This window comes from Chromatiales bacterium (assembly GCA_014323925.1).
GTDB lineage: Bacteria > Pseudomonadota > Gammaproteobacteria > Poriferisulfidales > Oxydemutatoraceae > SP5GCR1.
The window spans coordinates 33,456-52,436 of record JACONC010000003.1; the positions used below are offsets into that span (position 1 = coordinate 33,456).

At 42.2% G+C, this 18,981-nt stretch carries 20 protein-coding genes and 1 tRNA gene; 16 read left to right on the forward strand and 5 right to left on the reverse strand.

From position 1 onward, the window contains the following. Positions 1-102 precede the first annotated feature (102 nt). The 6 genes from GDA45_02130 to GDA45_02155 all read left to right on the forward strand — a co-directional run bounded on the left by GDA45_02130 (position 103) and on the right by GDA45_02155 (position 6,171). Complete coding sequence (locus GDA45_02130) at positions 103-255, forward strand: hypothetical protein (protein ID MBC6413720.1); 153 nt, start codon at positions 103-105, stop codon at positions 253-255. A gap of 190 nt (positions 256-445) precedes the next feature. After that, positions 446-1,549 carry a hypothetical protein gene (locus GDA45_02135; protein ID MBC6413721.1) on the forward strand — a complete coding sequence of 368 codons (1,104 nt, stop codon included), beginning with the start codon at positions 446-448 and terminating at the stop codon, positions 1,547-1,549. A 58-nt stretch (positions 1,550-1,607) separates the two neighbouring features. Then, complete coding sequence (locus GDA45_02140; GenBank protein ID MBC6413722.1) at positions 1,608-2,666, forward strand: hypothetical protein; 1,059 nt, start codon at positions 1,608-1,610, stop codon at positions 2,664-2,666. A gap of 70 nt (positions 2,667-2,736) precedes the next feature. Then, a complete protein-coding gene (locus GDA45_02145) occupies positions 2,737-3,762 on the forward strand; it encodes a hypothetical protein (GenBank protein ID MBC6413723.1) in 1,026 nt (341 codons plus the stop codon). Positions 3,763-4,143: 381 nt separating this feature from the next. Further along, the gene (locus tag GDA45_02150) at positions 4,144-4,992 is read left to right on the forward strand and encodes a tetratricopeptide repeat protein (protein ID MBC6413724.1); all 849 of its coding nucleotides are present in this window, start codon (positions 4,144-4,146) and stop codon (positions 4,990-4,992) included. 6 nt (positions 4,993-4,998) lie between these two features. After that, a complete protein-coding gene (locus GDA45_02155; GenBank protein MBC6413725.1) occupies positions 4,999-6,171 on the forward strand; it encodes a L,D-transpeptidase family protein in 1,173 nt (390 codons plus the stop codon). Positions 6,172-6,184: 13 nt separating this feature from the next. Here GDA45_02155 and GDA45_02160 read toward each other — a convergent pair whose 3' ends face one another. Both GDA45_02160 and GDA45_02165 read right to left on the reverse strand, forming a co-directional pair. Beyond that, a complete protein-coding gene (locus GDA45_02160; protein MBC6413726.1) occupies positions 6,185-7,030 on the reverse strand; it encodes a murein peptide amidase A in 846 nt (281 codons plus the stop codon). A gap of 192 nt (positions 7,031-7,222) precedes the next feature. Continuing rightward, positions 7,223-8,857, reverse strand: coding sequence for an FAD-dependent oxidoreductase (locus GDA45_02165; protein ID MBC6413727.1), 1,635 nt, complete (start codon positions 8,855-8,857; stop codon positions 7,223-7,225). Between the two features lie 199 nt (positions 8,858-9,056). Here GDA45_02165 and rplM point away from each other — a divergent pair, with 199 nt between their 5' ends. The 6 genes from rplM to GDA45_02195 all read left to right on the forward strand — a co-directional run bounded on the left by rplM (position 9,057) and on the right by GDA45_02195 (position 12,716). Further along, entirely contained in the window at positions 9,057-9,485 is a 429-nt protein-coding gene (gene rplM / locus GDA45_02170; GenBank protein ID MBC6413728.1) for a 50S ribosomal protein L13, read from the forward strand. Position 9,486: 1 nt separating this feature from the next. Then, positions 9,487-9,918: a 30S ribosomal protein S9 gene (gene rpsI, locus GDA45_02175; protein MBC6413729.1), complete on the forward strand. Its 432-nt coding sequence runs from the start codon at positions 9,487-9,489 to the stop codon at positions 9,916-9,918. Positions 9,919-9,927: 9 nt separating this feature from the next. Further along, on the forward strand, positions 9,928-10,263 hold the full coding sequence (gene rplU, locus GDA45_02180) for a 50S ribosomal protein L21 (GenBank protein ID MBC6413730.1): 336 nt from the start codon (positions 9,928-9,930) through the stop codon (positions 10,261-10,263). Next, on the forward strand, positions 10,253-10,510 hold the full coding sequence (gene rpmA, locus GDA45_02185; GenBank protein MBC6413731.1) for a 50S ribosomal protein L27: 258 nt from the start codon (positions 10,253-10,255) through the stop codon (positions 10,508-10,510). The genes rplU and rpmA overlap by 11 nt, the downstream gene beginning before the upstream one ends. 75 nt (positions 10,511-10,585) lie before the next feature. Then, on the forward strand, positions 10,586-11,614 hold the full coding sequence (gene obgE, locus GDA45_02190) for a GTPase ObgE (protein MBC6413732.1): 1,029 nt from the start codon (positions 10,586-10,588) through the stop codon (positions 11,612-11,614). Further along, positions 11,598-12,716 carry a glutamate 5-kinase gene (locus GDA45_02195; protein MBC6413733.1) on the forward strand — a complete coding sequence of 373 codons (1,119 nt, stop codon included), beginning with the start codon at positions 11,598-11,600 and terminating at the stop codon, positions 12,714-12,716. The genes obgE and GDA45_02195 overlap by 17 nt, the downstream gene beginning before the upstream one ends. 37 nt (positions 12,717-12,753) lie before the next feature. Here GDA45_02195 and rpsT read toward each other — a convergent pair whose 3' ends face one another. Next, positions 12,754-13,014, reverse strand: a complete 261-nt coding sequence (gene rpsT / locus GDA45_02200) for a 30S ribosomal protein S20 (protein MBC6413734.1) — start codon at positions 13,012-13,014, stop codon at positions 12,754-12,756. Positions 13,015-13,299: 285 nt separating this feature from the next. Here rpsT and GDA45_02205 point away from each other — a divergent pair. From GDA45_02205 to GDA45_02220, 4 genes are all read left to right on the forward strand, one after another. Continuing rightward, positions 13,300-13,376: transfer RNA gene (locus GDA45_02205), tRNA-Pro, on the forward strand. Positions 13,377-13,561: 185 nt separating this feature from the next. Continuing rightward, positions 13,562-14,233, forward strand: a complete 672-nt coding sequence (radC, locus tag GDA45_02210) for a DNA repair protein RadC (GenBank protein ID MBC6413735.1) — start codon at positions 13,562-13,564, stop codon at positions 14,231-14,233. Positions 14,234-14,314: 81 nt separating this feature from the next. Next, positions 14,315-14,791, forward strand: a complete 477-nt coding sequence (gene greA, locus GDA45_02215) for a transcription elongation factor GreA (GenBank protein MBC6413736.1) — start codon at positions 14,315-14,317, stop codon at positions 14,789-14,791. 211 nt (positions 14,792-15,002) lie between these two features. After that, on the forward strand, positions 15,003-15,692 hold the full coding sequence (locus GDA45_02220) for a ComF family protein (GenBank protein MBC6413737.1): 690 nt from the start codon (positions 15,003-15,005) through the stop codon (positions 15,690-15,692). On the opposite strand, the gene ubiA is transcribed toward GDA45_02220, so the two are convergent. Both ubiA and GDA45_02230 read right to left on the reverse strand, forming a co-directional pair. Then, on the reverse strand, positions 15,689-16,546 hold the full coding sequence (gene ubiA, locus GDA45_02225) for a 4-hydroxybenzoate octaprenyltransferase (GenBank protein MBC6413738.1): 858 nt from the start codon (positions 16,544-16,546) through the stop codon (positions 15,689-15,691). The genes GDA45_02220 and ubiA overlap by 4 nt on opposite strands. 58 nt (positions 16,547-16,604) lie before the next feature. Further along, entirely contained in the window at positions 16,605-18,812 is a 2,208-nt protein-coding gene (locus GDA45_02230; protein ID MBC6413739.1) for an O-antigen ligase family protein, read from the reverse strand. Positions 18,813-18,981 lie beyond the last annotated feature (169 nt).

An 18,981-nucleotide genomic window follows, 5' to 3' on the forward strand; every position in this document is an offset into this window, starting at 1 on the left:
CTTAATATAGATGTTCCCGAAGATACATTTTATAGTGATCGCAAAATTGCTGAAAAATGTGTTAAGAGCTTCTTAAAGGTATGCCGCAGGCATAAAATTAAATTGTCCGACTATACATTTATAGAGCCTTCCGCTGGTGAGGGTTGTTTCTATGACTTTTTACCGCAAAATAAAATCGGACTGGATATTGCACCGCAAAGCAAGCAAATTAAGAAAGCGGATTTTTTAACTTGGCAAGCGTTTAGCGTACAGTAAATAAGTCGAATCTAAATATACCTGTGGGGCTGTCGAAAAAGTCTCTAGTATAGGTGATAATGAAAAAGGAATTTTTTATGCCAGGGCAGGAACAAGCAATCTATATGCTAAACTTCTATGTCTTGATAAGGTCAGGCTACGCTTTTTATATTGGATGAAGAGTTCTTGAGAAAAAAGCAGGAATTTTATCGTGACGATAGATCAATTTAAGTCTAAAAAATACTTGCTGTTTCCGACTTTCAGGTCGGATGCCGGAGTGGATCATATATTCACAATACTAAGCCTTATTTTCGCGGAAGCACAGCATTTAGATAGAGTTCCAGTGATTGGTGGATTTGCTATGGGTTATCAACACAACTTAAATAAAAGCGTACCACTTACGAGATTTGAAAATTACCTTGATTTAACAAACAGCGTTGTATCCCGATCAAAAGAAAATCCTTGTCAGCCGAAGATAAATCATCTTGAGTGGCTAAAGGAAGAGGAGTTTGATGCTTGTTTTTTTGATAAGGCATATCTTCTCTCCGACGATGAAATAGTTGATGAGCAAATAAACAGTCGCTATGATGTAGTTATTAGAGATAATCCGAGTTTTAAGTATGTGATCACTTTTAAGCGCTATTGTTTAGGTGAAGTGCAGATAACCTTCTCGTATTCCGAAAGGATCAATCAACTCACCGATGAGGTATTAGCTGTTTTAGGGATATCACGCCAGCGCGCTATTGCTGCACAACATTATTTCTTCAGTAAAATAGATAATCCACAACTATATGGCAAGCAAGATCCGAAAACAGCCGATGCCGGTATTCCCTTAAATAAAAGCTATTATGCGTGTATGCATGTACGGGCGTCTATTAAAGATCGAGACTTCGCACAGCGCATATTTCCCTTCTCGTCATCAGCGCAACAAATACAATTGGTGTTAGCAAACACTTTAAGCAAAGGTGCAAAACTTTATATTATGTCCGATATACACCAAGTTGCCTTTTTTGACTTTTTGAAAGCCGATTATCAAATATATCGCTATCACGATTTTCCAGCATTAAAACGACTGGTTTCAGGTGAAGATGATAATGAAATCGATAATGTGATGCTGTACATGGTTGAGAAAAACATCATGCGCCACGCAACGGTTAAAATCTTGCCGCCACATAAAGGCCCGATGATCTACCACCTTAACACAATTTATGATGTTTATAATCTAAAGAAGCCTCCTGTCTTAAAGAGGCTTCCAGCAATCAAGCATAATATTATCGGAACTATCAAAGGTATACGAAAGCACCTAGGAGAGTAACTAAAGTTTTGTTATGCATAATCACTCGCTAAAATCCAAAAAGTATCTTATGTTTTCTATGGCTAATCGTAAAACGGGTGTGGACAATATATTTAGAATGTTAAATCTTATATTCCAAGAAGCTTATTTGTTAGACAGGGTGCCGGTGATAGGAAAATTCACTATGAGTTCAACACACAATTTAGGCAATCTTAAAGCGAATTTCCGTTTTGATGATTATCTTGATTTATCTAACTATGCGCTATTTAGGGGAGGGCGCAAACAGCTTATCTCTAGTTCGAATTGGATGAAAGAAGAAGAATTTGATCTAGCGTCCTGCATCCCCGACAGCGTACGCGTGCTTTACGATGATGAGATAGTCACCGAAAAGATGAACCAGTGCTACGATGTTCTTATACGCAGAGATCCGACCTTTAAGTATGTAATGACAAACAGGAAGTATAGTAGCGGTATTGAAATAAAATTCCCGCATTCTAAAAGGATCAATCAACTCACCGACGAGGTATTAGCTGTTTTAGGGGTATCACGCCAGCGCGCTATCGCTGCGCAGCATTATTTCTTCAGCAAAATAGATAATTCACAACTGTATGGCAAGCAAGATCCGACAACAGCCGATGCCGGTATTCCCTTAAACAAAAGCTATTATGCGTGTATGCATGTGCGGGCGTCTATTAAAGACCGAGACTTCGCACAGCGCATATTTCCCTTCTCGTCATCAGTGCAACAAATACAATCAGTGTTAGCCAACATTTTAGGCAAAGGTGCAAAACTTTATATTATGTCTGATATACACCAAGCCGCCTTTTTTGACTTTTTGAAAGCTGATTATCAAATATATCGCTATCACGATTTCCCAGTATTAAAGCAATTGGTTTCGGGTGAAGATGGTAATGAAATCGATAATGTGATGCTGTACATGGTTGAGAAAAACATCATGCGCTACGCAACGGTTAAAATATTGCCACCGCACAAAAACCCGATGCTATACCACCTTAACACAATTTATGATGTTTATAATCTAATGAAGCCTCCTGTCTTAAAGGGGCTTCCAGCAATCAAGCAAAATATTATAGAAACTATTAAAACTATAGAAACTATCAAAGGTATACGGAAGTAACTAGGAGACTAACTAAGATTTTGTTATGCATAATCACTCGCTAAAATCCAAAAAGTATCTTATGTTTTCTATGACTAATCGTAAAACAGGTGTAGACAATATATTTAGAATGTTAAACCTTATATTCCAAGAGGCTTATTTGTTAGACAGGGTGCCGGTGATAGGAAAATTTACTATGAGTCCAACGCACAATTTAGGCAATCTTAAAACGAACTTCTGTTTTGATGATTATCTTGATTTATCTAACCAACAACTATTGAAGGGAGGGCGCAGACAGTCTTTCTCTGCTTCGAATTGGATGAAAGAAGAGGAATTTGATCTAGCGGCCTGCATTCCCGACAGCGTACGCGTGCTTTACGATGATGAGATAGTCACCGAAAAGATGAACCAATGCTACGATGTTCTTATCCGCAGAGATCCGACCTTCAAGTATGTAATGACCAGCAAAAAATATAGCAGCGGTATTGAAATAGAATTCCCTTATTCCAAAAGAATAAATCAACTCACTGACGAGGTATTAGCTGTTTTAGGGATATCACGCCAGCGCGCTATCGCTGCACAACATTATTTCTTCAGCAAAATAGATAATCTAAAACTACATGACAAGCACGATCCGACAACAGCCGATGCCGGTATTCCCTTAAAAAAAAGCTATTATGCGTGTATGCATGTGCGGGCGTCTATTAAAGACCGAGACTTCGCACAGCGCATATTTCCCTTCTCGTCATCAGTGCAACAAATACGATCAGTGTTAGCCAACACTTTAGGTAAAGGTGCAAAAATTTATATTATGTCTGATATACACCGAGCCGCCTTTTTTGACTTTTTGAAAGCCGATTATCAAATATATCGCTACCACGATTTTCCGGCATTAAAACGACTGGTTTCAGGCGAAGATGGTAATGAAAACGATAATGTGATGCTTTACATGGTTGAGAAAAACATCATGCGCCACGCAACAGTTAAAATCTTGCCGCCGCACAAAGGCCCGATGGTGTATCTCCTTAATACAGTGTATGATGTTTATAACTTAAAAGATGACCCTATCCATCAGAGAAAAATGGGCTGGAATCGGAAGATATTTCTGAGTTATTAGTAGGCATTAAAGATAGCCTATTTTTATTGAAGCGAGCCGCAGATTATTGGATGATGCCGAGCTGGGGTTGGATACTGGTAATGAATCTTAGCTATAGAATGCAAAGATAGATTTAGCATTGAACAAGAAGTCACATGAAATGGATTACAGGCTCAATAGTTTTAGGTGCAGGCACAAGCGTGCTTGCAGTAAAAATGAAACGACTTGTTGTACTCCTTTCTAGAAAACCTTTAATCAAACCCACCAACCATAGTATTACAAGTAATCGGAGATGTTTACAAACAAAGATTAATTTGCCACTAACCCGCTGTTATATTCAAACATCTCAATGTGACCAATTAGGTATAAAATACCGTTATGGTTAAGTTAAAGAGAAGCCGTATGGCTACCAAATATGCACTGTTGTTGATTGCATTATTGATAACAGTAAACAACATAGCTGCTGATATTAGCCGAGATCCGGTGTATATAGAAGCGCTCGCAAAGCTAAAGCAGAATGATTTAGAAGAAGCACATCGTTTATTCAAACGGTTGCAGGAAGACTACCCCGATAACCCTACAGTATTGAACGACTTCGCTGCTGTTGCCGCACAACTCGGCCAGCTTGAGTTTGCGATTAGACTCTTAGAGCATGCGATGATGAGCCATCCGACGCTTTCAATCAGCTATAAAAACCTACAATCGCTATATAACTATAAAGCAGCACAAGAATATAAAAAAGCATTGGCTTTGGATGCTATGGAAGTTGCCGTCCCGCAATTAAATGTTGTCGGTATCCCGACGCAAACTGCCGACCCAGTCGTGGCATCGGAACTTGTTTTAGCTCAAGAAGTGATAGATCAACCTCTGGTTGAGGAGGCTGAGCCTTCACCTTCTGAAGATGATCAAGCGCAAATTGCTGACCACCTAAAACGATGGGCCGAGGCCTGGAGCCGTCAGGATTTGACCGCTTATTTCGACAGCTATATAAAGGATTATCGCCCGCGTTCTGGAAGCGCACACTTGCGTTGGCGAAAGCTGCGAGAAAGCCGTATTGTTAATCCACAATTCATCAACATTCGGATATCAGATCTGTCTATCAAAAAGCAAGACGACAACAATGCTCTACTCACTTTCAGGCAACATTATCAATCCAATCTGCTCAAGAGCACCGTTGTCAAAGAACTAGAATTTTATAAAACCGAAGCCGGTTGGAGGATTAAATCGGAGCGGGTTGTCACACCTTCGTAAATTTGAATGATGAAGCGCGTAGGATTTTTGCTGGCATTGTACCTGTTACTTGTGGGCACTGCAATAGACGGTATAGCAGTAGAACGAGAGGAAGCGGAGATCAGTCTGGAAAAAGCCTTTGTCGAGATTGTCAAAGGCAATACACAACAAGCAAAAGCCATTTTAATAGACACGCTAGCAGATTATCCTGACTTTCATCTGGCAAGAATGATCTATGCTGATCTGGTGGCTGCACGAGCGCATCACCTTCCTCTGCTATCTGACCCGGCGGCGCAAGCCCGGACCCGTACAGCCGATTTAATTGAAGAGGCTGAAGCGCGCCTTGCATACAGGTTAAGCAATTCGGATAAATTACCTGCCAACATCGCTAAACTATCAAAATACCATCGCCACGCACTGTTGTTCGATGCTGACCACTCGCGTCTGTATGTCTTTGAAAATCACGATGGCACGCCATATCTGATAGGTGATTACTATGCATCCGCTGGCAAGGGTGGCATGAACAAAGCACATGAAGGGGATAACCGTACACCCAGTGGCATCTATAAAATCACTGAGACATTAAATGACGATCAATTACCCGAACTATATGGTGCGGCGGCATATGTGCTGAATTACCCCAACCAGTGGGATAAAACACAAAACCGTAGCGGTTCTGGTATATGGCTACACGGCGTGCCGCGCATCACCTACAGCCGTCCGCCGAACAGCAGTCGCGGTTGCATCGTCAGTAGCAATGCAGTTATAAAGCAATTAAAGCAAACCATTGTTGTCGCCCAAACGCCGGTGATATTAGCGATGCAAGTTGGCTGGCTAGATAAAACACAATGGCAAAAACAACAAGCTCAACTATTATCGCACATCGCACAATGGCAAAGCGATTGGCAAAGCTTGGATACTGAGCAGTACTTAGATCACTATTCTCATGAATACCAAGATATAAAGATGGATTATCAACAAATGCTCACTCAAACGCGGCGCAACGCAAAACGCAAAACCTTTGTTGAAGTGACTATAAAAAATATAGATTTACTGCGCTATTCGACACAACCGCAACGCTATGTCGCGCAATTCGACCAGAATTATAAAAGCAACAATTACAACATCTCTTACCGCAAACAACAAATATGGCAGCGCGAAGAGTCGGGCTGGAAAATTATTTTTGAAGGTCGCACCTAAACGATTAAAACGCTTAGTTAGATTTTGGGATGTTATAGCGTAGCCAACGCACTAAATCGACCCACATCGTGCGTATGTCATCATCGCTAGGCATGTAACGCGCTGACTGCAATTCTATTGTCAAAACTGGTATGGCCATATCTTCCCCAGCATAGCGACCTAAAGAACCTGGGAAAGTATTTAGATCATGGAACTTTAACGGCCCCAGAGATGCCGGCGGTCGCACCGACGCTGGCCCATCGTAGTCGACTAAACCGTAGGGAGCATGTAGCGAGATAATTACATCGGGCTTAAAATTTTTAATTTCTTCAACCAGCCATCGGCTCTCACCTTCGCTAAGCGCCGCCGGCCCCGGGTAACGGCGTGCATCTCGGCCAGTGTGTTGTGTCCAATAAGATAAAGCATCGCTTGGCCAATCAGAGCTCGCTAGGTTTCTATTTAGGTCAACTTGGTTAGCGTTGACTCGCGTAGCCGGGCTTTGTAGCAAACCATCTAAATTGATTGCTGGTGCGAAATGCCAATGAAACAATCCTGAATGATGCTTATCCAATGTTGCCATCCACTTAAAGGCGACACTGAACGAAGCATATTCGTCGCCATGAATGCCACCAATGAACAACACTCGCGCATTGGGCTCTTTGCCAGCCAATGGCGGATATTCTTTATGTAGAATTGCTCGTCCTTGTGCGGTATAAGCACCGCTTTCCACCAACTGTAAATTCAAGCACTCTTGCACACTCACCGAAGATAGTTTATTACCAATTGATTGACAAGCTGATTGCACCGCAACACTCTGCTGTGCGCAGACGGAAGCTACAGCACAAATAATAAATATTGAAAATAAAAACCGCATAACCATAGAATTTTAACTGATAAAATAGTAAAAACTATTATCAACTCTCATTGTAATAAGATTAAAAGTCGGAAGCTAGCCGTTGGGTCGTTTTAGTATAAAAATGTTTTACCAAACGGTCAGGCGGTTTGCTATGCTAGGGCTGGCTGGCAGACGCTTAGGACAATTTTAACGGTACTACTCAACTTGTACGGATAACTATCTGCGAGCTCGCACGCCCGGCATTCTGAGGGTGTGTCCGCTACGGATAGATTTTGAATAGCGCGAGGCATCGCTATTTAAGGAGGCGATATATTTTTTTAAGACCGGCAGATAGTCGCGTAGTTTTATAAAGTCGGAGCGAGCAATAAACATCAAGCGGCTTTCTTCAAGCGCAACCAATCGCCCAGTAGTCAGCACTTTCTCTTCTATAGTGCGTTCACCGAAATGATCGCCTGGTAAGATCTCTCTTGTGAATAGGCTGTCGCCTTCTTTAACTTCTATTTGCAGGCGGCCTTTGACCACGGTATACAGGCCGCGCAAAATCTGATTACTTTCAAAAACGACATCGCCGGATCTAAAGCGCATAAAGCAAGTACTGGAAGGTAAATGCTGTTGTATATGGACGATATTGCGTGGGAAGAAATAGTCAAATAGCCAGTTTAGCATGATACGCAGCCGCGCAACAGCACCAGGAAACATAGCCAGATAGATAACTCTCCACAAAACCCAAGCTATAAATCCGGAGATACGCACCCCCTTAATTTCGGCAACACCGCTATAGTCACCTATTGAGGCGAGTGCACCGCGCGGTTTATAGGAAAACGCAGTCAACGGCCGATTTTGTATTTCTGCAGCTATATTCGCTGCCAGACAACGTGCTTGTTGAACTGCAAACTGGGCAGTTGGTGGGCAAGGACTGCCGCCAGTAGCTGCATTTGGCACCAGCGCAACATCCCCTAGCGCCCAGAGGTGGGGATAGCTACTGATGCGCAGTTTGTCATCTACCACCAATCTACCGCGTTCAGTCGGCAAGCCTATATTTTTTAACATCTCTGGCAACGAGTTACCAACTGTGGAGACCACGGTATGGGTATGTATGACATCACCGTTGTTAAGTTCTACGGCATCTGCGGTCATCCCGGTGAGCATCGTATTGGTGATAATCTCAATGCCGCGAGATTCGAGTTTGCTACGCACATACTTAGAGAGTTTCTCCCCCATCTCTGGTAAAATTCTATCGCCGCTATGCACGAGTATCATACGTATACTTGCTTTATCTATGTGTGGATAAAAATCTAAAGCAAGGTGTATCATTTCTTGTAGCTCACCAATCGTCTCAACACCGGAAAATCCACCACCACCGACGACGAAAGTTAGATTCTTCAAAATGGTTTGCTCATCTTTACTTGAGTCGGAGTTCTCCAAACATTCAATCACATGATTTCTTAGTAAATAGGCATCAGATAGATTCTTCATCACTAGGGCATGCTCGGCAAACCCCGGCAACATAGACAATTCGGGCTCTAGCCCAGTTGCAATCACCAAATGGTCATAGGGTATTTCAGCCAACTTAGCATCGGGACTTTCGGCGACATAGACGCATTGCTTAGTTTTATCTATATCAAGCACTTCGGCGAAATGTACATCAATGCCTTTGAGCATCAAGCGTATTGGCAAGACCGCATCTTGTATATTTATAATACCTGATGCAACTTCTGGTAGTAGTGGCTGGAAAACGAAATAGTTTTCGCGATTAATAATCTCTATGACATGGTCTTTACCAAGCAATTTATGCAAATATTTAGCTGTATATGCCCCTCCGAACCCAGCTCCAATAATAACCACACGCATATTTTTAATACAATTCCTCAATAACCATGCTTTAAGCAATTATTTTATAAGATAATGAATAGTATTTGAAACTATAATGCCAAATCTCTAATAAAATATAAAAAAGGCTTGATTAGAAACCGTCCTTTCGTTTATGATAGCCCATTGCTTGGAAAGATGGGAAGAAATATTTCGAATTACCCAGATGTAAAATGTAAAAATGAAAACATATAGTGCGAAAGCTAAGGAAATAAAGCGCAATTGGTATGTGGTTGATGCCAGTGGACAACCGCTTGGTAGGCTGGCATCGGAAATTGCTAAGCGTTTGCGCGGTAAGCATAAGCCGCAATACACCCCGCATGTTGATGTCGGCGACCATATTATTGTTATAAATGCTACACAAGTGGCAGTGTCGGGAAACAAGATGCGCGATAAAATTTATTACCGTCATAGCGGCTATACTGGTTCTATAAAATCACAGTCGTTGGAAAAGCTATTGGCCGAACATCCTGAGCGAGTAATAGAAAATGCGATTAGAGGCATGCTACCGAAAAACCCCTTGGGTCGAGCAATGTTTCGCAAACTACGAGTGTATGCTGGTAGTGATTATCAGCAAACTGCCCAGCAACCGCAAGCCCTGAGGATTTGACATGCCTGAGATCTCTGAGACCAACAGCAAAAAAGCAAATCAAAGCGTACGTTATTATGGAACTGGACGGCGCAAAGCATCAGTTGCACGCGTTTATATGAAAACCGAAGGTCAGGGTACAGTACGTATAAACCGTCGCGACCTGAACGATTATTTCACCCGCGAAACTACGCGCATGTTGGTGCATCAACCGCTCGAAACACTTCACGGCAAAGAGAAATTCGATTTTGAAATCACTGTTAAAGGCGGTGGTATTAGCGGCCAAGCAGGTGCTATACAACTGGGTATTGCCCGTGCCTTGGTTCGCTATAAGCAAGAGTTTAGGAAACTATTGCGCGAAAGAGGCTTTTTAACTCGCGACGCTCGCGTCGTCGAACGCAAGAAAGTGGGATTGCGCAAGGCGCGAAAAGACGAGCAATACTCCAAACGTTAGAGTCCGACTATGTATGCAATTATTAAAACCGGCGGCAAGCAATATAAGGTCTGTAAAGGCGACCATATACAAATTGATAAGTTGGAAGTTGCCGCTGATAGTACAGTGCACTTTGATAAGGTTTTAGTGCTAAGCGATGCTGACGATGTTAACATCGGCACACCGTATTTGGCGGATACTGTGGTGTCAGGTAAGGTAGTACGTTCTGCGAAAAAAAATAAAATAAAAGTCATTAAGTTTAAGCGGCGCAAATGCTATACGCGCACCGCCGGACACCGTCAAGCATTTAGCGAGATAGAGATTACCGATATTAAAAAGACATCAGGAGAGGATAGTGGCACATAAAAAAGCTGGTGGTAGTTCTCGCAACGGTCGTGATTCGCAATCTAAACGTTTAGGCGTCAAGCGATACGGCGGGGAGATCGTCAAAGCAGGCAATATACTAGTACGCCAACGCGGTAGTGGCTTTCATGCTGGTAGCAATGTCGGCTGTGGCAACGATTATACACTCTATGCGCTGACTGCCGGTCGGGTGGTTTTTGAACGTAAGGGGCCACTCAACAAGAACTATATTAGCATTCTCCCCACTTAGTTCACCGTAGCAGCGTGATAACATGATCACGCACGCATTGATATAATTCATCGTTCATGCGATGTTATTCCAAGGATGAAGTTTGTTGACGAAGCGACAATTACTGTGCAAGCCGGCAGGGGTGGTGATGGCTGTGTTAGTTTTCGCCGAGAACGTTGTCTGCCATACGGTGGTCCGAATGGTGGCGACGGCGGTGACGGTGGTTCGGTCTATCTCATTGGGGATGAGGGTCTAAACACATTGGTTGATTTTAGACATCGCCCGCTATTCAAAGCAGCCGACGGTGCGAGAGGACAAGGCTCTAATCGCAACGGTAAACAAGGTACCGACTTATTCGTTAGGGTACCTACCGGCACAGCTGTTCATTATCAACCGACCGGCGAGTGCATCGGTGATATTTTAGAACATCGCAAGCAGCTACTGGTTGCCGTCGGTGGTCGACATGGTTTGGGCAACACTCGTTTTAAGTCGTCGACCAACCGTGCCCCTAGACAATTTACTCGTGGCGAAGTGGGTGAAAGCCGAATACTATATCTAGAGTTAAAATTGCTCGCCGATGTCGGTTTACTAGGCTTGCCGAATGCCGGCAAGTCTACTTTGCTAAGTGCTGTTAGTTCAGCACACCCGCGTATTGCTAATTATCCGTTTACCACATTGTATCCGACACTTGGTGTCGTTCAAGCATCGGCGTACCATAGCTTCGTGATGGCTGATATTCCTGGTCTCATTGAAGGTGCATCTGAGGGTGCCGGTTTAGGCATACAGTTTCTAAGACATTTACGGCGCACGCGATTACTATTGCATCTATTAGATATTGGTACGGTTGAATCAGTTGCCGCCGCCGCGCATAATATACGCTGCATAGAAAAAGAAATATCTAATTTTGATGAACAACTAGGTACTAAGGAGCGATGGTTGATTTGCACAAAAGCTGACAATATGACTGACGAAAAAGTGAAGAGATTTTGCGGCAAGTTGATTGACAAAATCGCCACCAAGCAACCTTGTTTTGCAATTTCCGCAATCAGTAGCAAAGGATTGCCTGAATTAATCAACGCGTTATCAGCACGATTAGCACAAATGGATGATGAACGAGAACATTAAAAACAAATGCTGGATTATTAAGATAGGCAGTTCTCTGGTTACCCGCGGTGGCTGCGGCTTGAATCTTGATGCAATACACATCTGGTCTATGCAGATCAGGATGCTTCGAGATCGTGGCTATCGTATTGGTGTTGTGTCTTCCGGCTCTATTGCTGAGGGTATCCACCGTTTAGGATGGCGCACGCGGCCCGACAAACTGCACCACTTGCAAGCAGCAGCTGCAGTCGGACAAATCGGCTTGATGCAAGCCTACCACTCAATCTTTGAGCAGCAGGGTTTGGGCAGCGCACAAATACTATTGACGCACGCCGATCTGAGCCATCGCTTGCGTTATAACAATGCACGTGCAACATTGCTATCGTTGTTTGAGATAGGCACAGTTCCGATAATCAACGAGAATGACACCGTTGCAACCGAAGAAATACGATTGGGTGACAACGACACACTCGCAGCCCAGGTAGCTAATTTAGTCGATGCCGATATATTGCTAATGCTAACCGATCAAGCAGGATTATACGATGGTGATCCGGCGGCTGACAGTCATGCTAAAGTTGTCTCACATAAAAATGCTTTTGACCCTGCTCTAGATAAGATTGCCGGGCCGAGCGCAAGCGGCTTGGGGCGAGGTGGGATGATTACCAAAATTAAAGCAGCCCGTACCGCTGCCTGGTCTGGCACCTCAACGATCATCGCTCACGGTATGGAGGATCAAGTCATGGTGCGTATTGCCGACGGTGAGAAGCTAGGTACTTATTTGGAGGGGACAAGCCAACCAATTACATTGCGCAAAAGATGGATTGCCAATCTAAAGGCGCAAGGTGCATTAATAATTGATAACGGTGCGGTTTGGGCATTGCGTGATCGACAAAAGAGTTTGTTGCCTATTGGTGTGGTTGCTGTGGAAGGCAGTTTTAATTGCGGCGATATGGTGTTATGCAAAGATAGCGAGGGTGCCGTTATTGCCTATGGTCTATCTAACTATAACGCGCAGGATGCCCGTAGCATCGCTGGTAAAAATAGCTACCATATAGAGGCTCTGATGGGAGATCGTTATAAAGCGGAGATCATACATCGCGATAATCTAACCCTGAAAGGTGGTTGAACGGCAAGCCAATGGCGCCGACTTTCAGTTAAGACAGTTAAGAATTGCGCAGTAGATTATTTAAGCGACTCTTATGACGCGCCGCTTTATTTTTATGAATCAAATGCTTGGTGACACCGGAATCAATCAGTGGTAACGCATTTTTATAGGCTTCTTTGGCGCGGTCTTTATCACCTGTAGCGACTGCATTGACTACGCTTTTGATTGCTGTTCTAAGGCGCGAGCGCAACATAACATTATGCTGTCTATGTTGCTCCGCTTGCCGCGCACGCTTGCGCGCCGATGCACTATTTGCCATATTTACTCCGTTCTATTGCTAAAATCAACAGCAATTATAGAAGGTAGAGCATAGTTTGTCAAAGCAATGTACGATGCTTGTAAGCACAGGTATATTTAGCTTCGGCTTATTTACTGTAAGCGAAACCCTTGGGCATATGCAGTGTCTAGGAAGCCAGATCAAAGGCTACTTTTTGAATAGTCCGAGACCTATATAGTCTCCCTAGTCAAGTTATAATTTCCTTTGCTCCTGCAGCCTTTCGTTAGCACCAAGCAACGCATTATATGCTATAGTTATCAATCTAGTCGGAGTGTAGCTCAGTTTGGTAGAGTACTGCCTTCGGGAGGCAGGGGTCGGAGGTTCAAATCCTCTCACTCCGACCAGTTATAACCGATATATCTTAAATCTACACATATTTTATTGCCAAGCCTAGAAGAGTGGTTTGAGCGTAAAAGCATTATCCTATCTATAAAAATGTATTTGGTCGCCGAGAAGCGACAGTTCATCGGTATTTTTTAATCATCAGTGTTCAAGCTGTACATAATAGTTACTTTATAAGGAGATGCTTATGACTATTAAACACTGGCCGGATAAAGAGAGACCACGTGAGAAGCTACTTGCCTATGGAGTGGAGAACCTATCCGATGCAGAACTATTAGCAATCTTGATCAATTCCGGCACATCCGGAATTTCAGCTATTGATCTTGCGCGACAGTTATTGAAAAATTTCGGTAGCCTACGAGCTATTGCAAAAGCAAATAAAAAAGATCTATGTCGTAATAAAGGTATAGGCGATGTGTACTATGCGCGGCTACAAGCAGCACTTGAGATTACCAGACGTATGTTGTTGGAATCCATGAAGAAAAAAGATACTGTTGCTAGTCCCGATAGGGCGCGTAAATACTTAACCTTAAAGATGCGTAACTATTCCTACGAGGTTTTTGCGTGCTTATTCCTCGATAATCAGCATCGTGTTATTGCTTTTGAGGAATTGTTTCGTGGCACTATAGACGGTGCCAGCGTGCACCCTAGAGAAGTTGTTAAACGTACTCTGCATCACAATGCAGCGGCGGTTATCTTGGTTCACAATCATCCCTCTGGATCTAGCGAACCCTCTCATGCTGATCGCCATATAACCGAAGAATTAAAGAATGCTCTGGCATTAATTGATGTGCGTATACTAGATCATTTCGTAGTTGGTGAAAAAGTAACATCATTTACTGAGTCAAATTTGCTTTGATAGTTATTAGGCAGTGTTTGGCTCTATCGTCAGATGAATCCAGAACTTTGTATTATAATGTTTCATCGTAAAGGAAACATTATGCGAAAAATACCGATAACTAAATTAGGAGCAGAGAGGCTTAGGGAAGAGTTAAAACGCCTTAAAACCGTAGAACGGCGAAAAATAATTGACGCAATTTCTACTGCCCGTGAACATGGCGACCTTAAAGAAAATGCCGAATACCATGCAGCACGAGAACGGCAAAGTTTCATAGAAGGACGCATTAAAGATATAGAATTCCATCTATCCGAGAGCGATATTATTGATATTCTAAAACTCAAGCACCATAACACTATAGTATTTGGTGCAACAGTTATGCTGCGGGAAATAGATACCGAAACGGAGTATTTATATCAAATTGTCGGAGAAATAGAGGCTGACATCAAGCAAGATAAAATATCAGTGACATCGCCCTTAGCGAGAGCAATGATCGGCAAGTCGCAAGGCGACGATATTTTTGTAGAAACCCCGAACGGTAAAAAGACATACCAAGTTATAGCGTTCAACTACGCTTAATCCAATAGAATATTCAATCTAAATTGCTTACTCAGACATCTACAGCGATGATGATTTAACCTTATTCGATAACTACATAACTTTATTTGGTCTGTTTTTTTCTACCGTTCAAAGGTTTATACAGAAAATATAGTTGTATAAAGACTAAAAATATGTGTGAGGTTGCTTTGCTAGTTAATCTCTTAGCAGATACCTGCCAACGATGCCGCTTATGAATATTTTCAGTGACTCTATATTTCCAAGCTATTGTCCGGTATGTTTGAATACCGTTAATACCACAGGTTTATGCCGAAACTGTCTGTCCAGTTTAGTTCCCGCAGCACCAGGTTGCCGAATATGTCTCGCACCAATTGCACAACACGAGGATAGCATCTGTGTGCGTTGTTCGGCCGGTGTGCCTTTTGATAGAGTTTATGCTTTGACTCGTTATAGACCGCCGCTGAGTGATGTAATTTGTAGATTGAAATATCGCAGCGATATAAATTTAGCTAAAATACTCGGCACATTACTTACAGATCATCTAAAGAAGTACAATCCAACACTACCTGAATTACTCACCACTGTACCTCTACATAAAGGCCGCATAAAACAAAGAGGATTTAATCAAGCTGTAGAAATTGCACGCACGGTATCCGCACAACTACGCATAAAAGCGGATTACCGTTGTATAGAGAAATCTAAAGTTACTCCGCTACAAACCACGCTGAACTCCCATCAGCGTCGGCATAACTTAAAGAGGGCTTTCCGTTTACATCATCCACTTTATGCAAAATCGGTTGCGGTACTAGACGATGTGATGACTACTGGTGCAACCGTATCTGAGATAGCATCGTTATTAAAAACAAATGGTGTGTCTCGTGTTGAAGTGTGGGTGTTGGCAAGAACTGCACCTTCACTTTAATAGAGTGAATCTATAAGTAAGCCAATGAATACGACCATACCAAAATAATTATTATTGTTAAAGGCGCGTAGACATAATCGCGTATCTCGGTTTTTAATAAGATATTGTTGGTATACGATAAATGCTACGGCCACAGCTAAACCGTTGTAGTAAAACCATCCTAATGCTTGCAGATAACCCGCAAGCACCAACAATATCATAGACATTATCTGAAATACAGCAATCACTAGGCGATCATAATCGTCAAATAACAAAGCCGAGGATTTTATGCCAGCTACTTTATCATCGTGTCGGTCTGCCATTGCATACATCGTATCGTATGCGAGCACCCAAAAAATATTCGCAACATATAGCAACCAGCCTGCCAATGGTGGCAATTCATTGGTTTGTGCGGTGTATGCCATAGGGATAGTCCATCCGAAAGCTAAACCTAGATGTAATTGAGGTAGTGAGTGTATGCGTTTTATGAAGGGATAAGATATTACTAAAAATAATGCAATAAATGCCATATAAACAGTTAATACATTGGTCTGTATTATCAAAAAAAAAGCTAAAACTATCAATACTGCAAAAACAAAGAGTGCTTCAAGTGGCGAAATACGACCAGAGGCAACTGGTCGGTTTTTAGTTCTTTCTACTAAGGCATCTACTTTATGATCGGCATAGTCGTTAATTGCACACCCTGCAGAGCGCATTAGTATCACGCCGATAATAAAAATCAACAGTACTCGTCCATCAGGCACTCCATCGGCAGCCAACCATAATGCCCATAGTGTCGGCCATAATAATAAATAGATACCAATAGGGCGATTCAAACGCACCAGCATCAAATAAATTTTAAGGTGGCTAATTATTTGCAATTTATTATTAGATAAGGTGAACCTATATGCTCACCTATTGCCACATACCTACCTAATTAGCTTTTTTTCGGGCTGCTTTTTCTGCTCTTCTTTCAGCTAGATATTTAGCTCTCCTTTTGGCTTTATGGCGAGCTTTTAGTCGTTCTGCTTCTGCTACTTCCATCGCATTATAGAGCTTTTGTGTAAGGGTTTCTATTCTCTCTTTGGTCTGTTGACTGCCGGGAAGATTTTTGGCACTTTCTAGTATACGAAGCGCTTCTGCCGAATTATTTTCACGTATTTTAGCAATAGCTTTTGTTAAGTGAATTGATGCTGATTGAGAACCATCCTCTATCCAATTGTTCATCAGTGATTCAAATTCTTCTATTCTACCAGTTTCTAGATAGACACCCGCTAATGCATTTAATATTTGGCGTCGGTACGGATAATGCTCTCGCATCTCTTCAAAAATCGGCAGTGCTTTATCATATTTTTTATTTCTATAGTAGTAATCACCTATGTGATACATAGTTCTTTTTCTTATAGGGAAATTCTCATACGATTCTTGAGCTGATTCAAACGCAGTTTTATAATTACCCGAACGATAATTTGATACCGCCTTAAAGTGTAAAGTATCAGATTGATACCAAATAATTTGAAGTGCCAACATAGCGATAGTTGCTAAAACCGCTGACGAAGCAACCACTACATTTAAAGTAGGAGATGATATACGCCAGCGATAAAAACTTTGTTCGTTGGGACTGAAAGCATGCCAAGTGGCAGCGGTAAGAATGGCTACATAAATCATCGTAATAGCAATAGTAATGGGTTGTTGCAACGGAAAACTAACGGACGCGTTAGATGCAATACCCATTAAAGCCACAAAGCAAACCATTACCATTACCTGGTCTTCCTCTCGCAGTTTACTCTTTTTAGAAAACACATAGAATATGCCGAGTAGTACAGCTCCTGTCACCCACAACATCAGAAACATCCCGACTAGACCTAGTTCGGATATAAACTCAACATAATCGCTATGCGCATTAATGTGAAAGAGTGACTCACCGCGTAATGCAGGATCAACTGCATAGGATTCTTGATATTTAGGGTAATAAACCATCCAATTACCTATGCCGACACCTAGCAGCCAGTGATCCTTAAGCAGGTTAAAGGAATTTTTCCACATAATAATGCGTTGCTGTTTAGTGGCAGCATAAGTCTCTTTGGCTTTTTTCACGACATCAGCAGAGGACTCGCCTTGCACTGCTCCCCCAACTGGGTTTGTTTCTTGCTCAATTCCTCCGGTATTTTTTTCTAATATCGGCACCGTAGAAACGAAGAATTTTGGGGTTGTGTTAATCAATGCAAAGGTTAGCAAGACAAACCCTAATGCAGCGATAATTTTCGGCATCTGCCATTGGTATTTGTGAGCTAATCCGTATTTAAGATAAATGAGTAAAATAGCAAATACGATAATCTCAACGATAAAAGAAAACCACGAACCGCGTGTGCGACCGTAGAATAATGAAGCCAGTGCGAAGGCCGACCCCAGACTATAAAACCACGACGCTTTTATATTACGGCTATTTATGAAAAGACCCACACCTAATACCCAAGTAAGAATTAGAAATTCCCCGTTCATGTTTTTATTGCCGAATGTAGCTGCCGGAGAGATATGTTGTGGAACCCAATCTATAGATAACAGATATTGTCCCACGCCTAATAGCGAGATTAATACTGAACCACAGTATAAGCAAAATACCATCGGAAATATTAAGCGTCTATCCCGCAACGACAGCAAGACTACAAAGAAAATAATAATCGCAGCTCCCCAATCCAACACCTTAACTATTGCTTCATAGAAATTGTGCGCCCAAAATAAAGATACAACCATCCACAAATAGAATGCTGCCACAGAGAATAGCAAAAATGATACGCGGGGAATTAAGATGCCGGGGCTTTTATTCCTATACATTAGGTATAAATAGACGGACAAAAAGACTAATGCACCTACCTGAAGCATTGATGCCATATATAAATCAGGGTTATAGCCAAAAGGGGTTTGTCCTATTGGCGCGAAAACTGCAACCAGTGCAATGAAGGAACCCAAAGACCACACATAAGCTGGCGGTATTTCAGATATTACCTTTGAGTGTTCCAGTGTTAAGTTAGAACTTTCTTCTTTCTTTGATAGACCAGTTTTAGTGGTCTGTTTTGACGAATGTTTCCCTTTTTTCTTAGCAGCCATCTTATATTGCTTTTGAATTAAAATCCGTATCATACCATAAGTCCGTGGGATACAGAAAACATAGGCTTATGTACTTATAGCTACCCATAGTTACCCCATAATAGGGTTAGGGAGTGTAGTAAAAATAATTTCTCTATATGGGTATTTATAAAGTGTACTATAGGTCTTTGGAAGTATGTGGATAACTCTGTGGATAGCTTAT

Coding starts and splice junctions, on each gene's coding strand:
- GDA45_02165 (MBC6413727.1), bottom strand. CDS start 8,857: ATGCGTGTGGTTATTATTGGAGCTGGGTTCGGAGGGGCATATACAGCT.
- rplU (MBC6413730.1), top strand. CDS start 9,928: ATGTATGCAATTATTAAAACCGGCGGCAAGCAATATAAGGTCTGTAAA.
- rplM (MBC6413728.1), top strand. CDS start 9,057: ATGAAAACATATAGTGCGAAAGCTAAGGAAATAAAGCGCAATTGGTAT.
- GDA45_02230 (MBC6413739.1), bottom strand. CDS start 18,812: ATGATACGGATTTTAATTCAAAAGCAATATAAGATGGCTGCTAAGAAA.
- GDA45_02155 (MBC6413725.1), top strand. CDS start 4,999: ATGATGAAGCGCGTAGGATTTTTGCTGGCATTGTACCTGTTACTTGTG.
- rpsI (MBC6413729.1), top strand. CDS start 9,487: ATGCCTGAGATCTCTGAGACCAACAGCAAAAAAGCAAATCAAAGCGTA.
- GDA45_02140 (MBC6413722.1), top strand. CDS start 1,608: ATGGCTAATCGTAAAACGGGTGTGGACAATATATTTAGAATGTTAAAT.
- obgE (MBC6413732.1), top strand. CDS start 10,586: ATGAAGTTTGTTGACGAAGCGACAATTACTGTGCAAGCCGGCAGGGGT.
- GDA45_02220 (MBC6413737.1), top strand. CDS start 15,003: ATGAATATTTTCAGTGACTCTATATTTCCAAGCTATTGTCCGGTATGT.
- rpsT (MBC6413734.1), bottom strand. CDS start 13,014: ATGGCAAATAGTGCATCGGCGCGCAAGCGTGCGCGGCAAGCGGAGCAA.
- GDA45_02160 (MBC6413726.1), bottom strand. CDS start 7,030: ATGGTTATGCGGTTTTTATTTTCAATATTTATTATTTGTGCTGTAGCT.
- radC (MBC6413735.1), top strand. CDS start 13,562: ATGACTATTAAACACTGGCCGGATAAAGAGAGACCACGTGAGAAGCTA.
- greA (MBC6413736.1), top strand. CDS start 14,315: ATGCGAAAAATACCGATAACTAAATTAGGAGCAGAGAGGCTTAGGGAA.
- GDA45_02145 (MBC6413723.1), top strand. CDS start 2,737: ATGACTAATCGTAAAACAGGTGTAGACAATATATTTAGAATGTTAAAC.
- GDA45_02150 (MBC6413724.1), top strand. CDS start 4,144: ATGGCTACCAAATATGCACTGTTGTTGATTGCATTATTGATAACAGTA.
- GDA45_02195 (MBC6413733.1), top strand. CDS start 11,598: ATGAACGAGAACATTAAAAACAAATGCTGGATTATTAAGATAGGCAGT.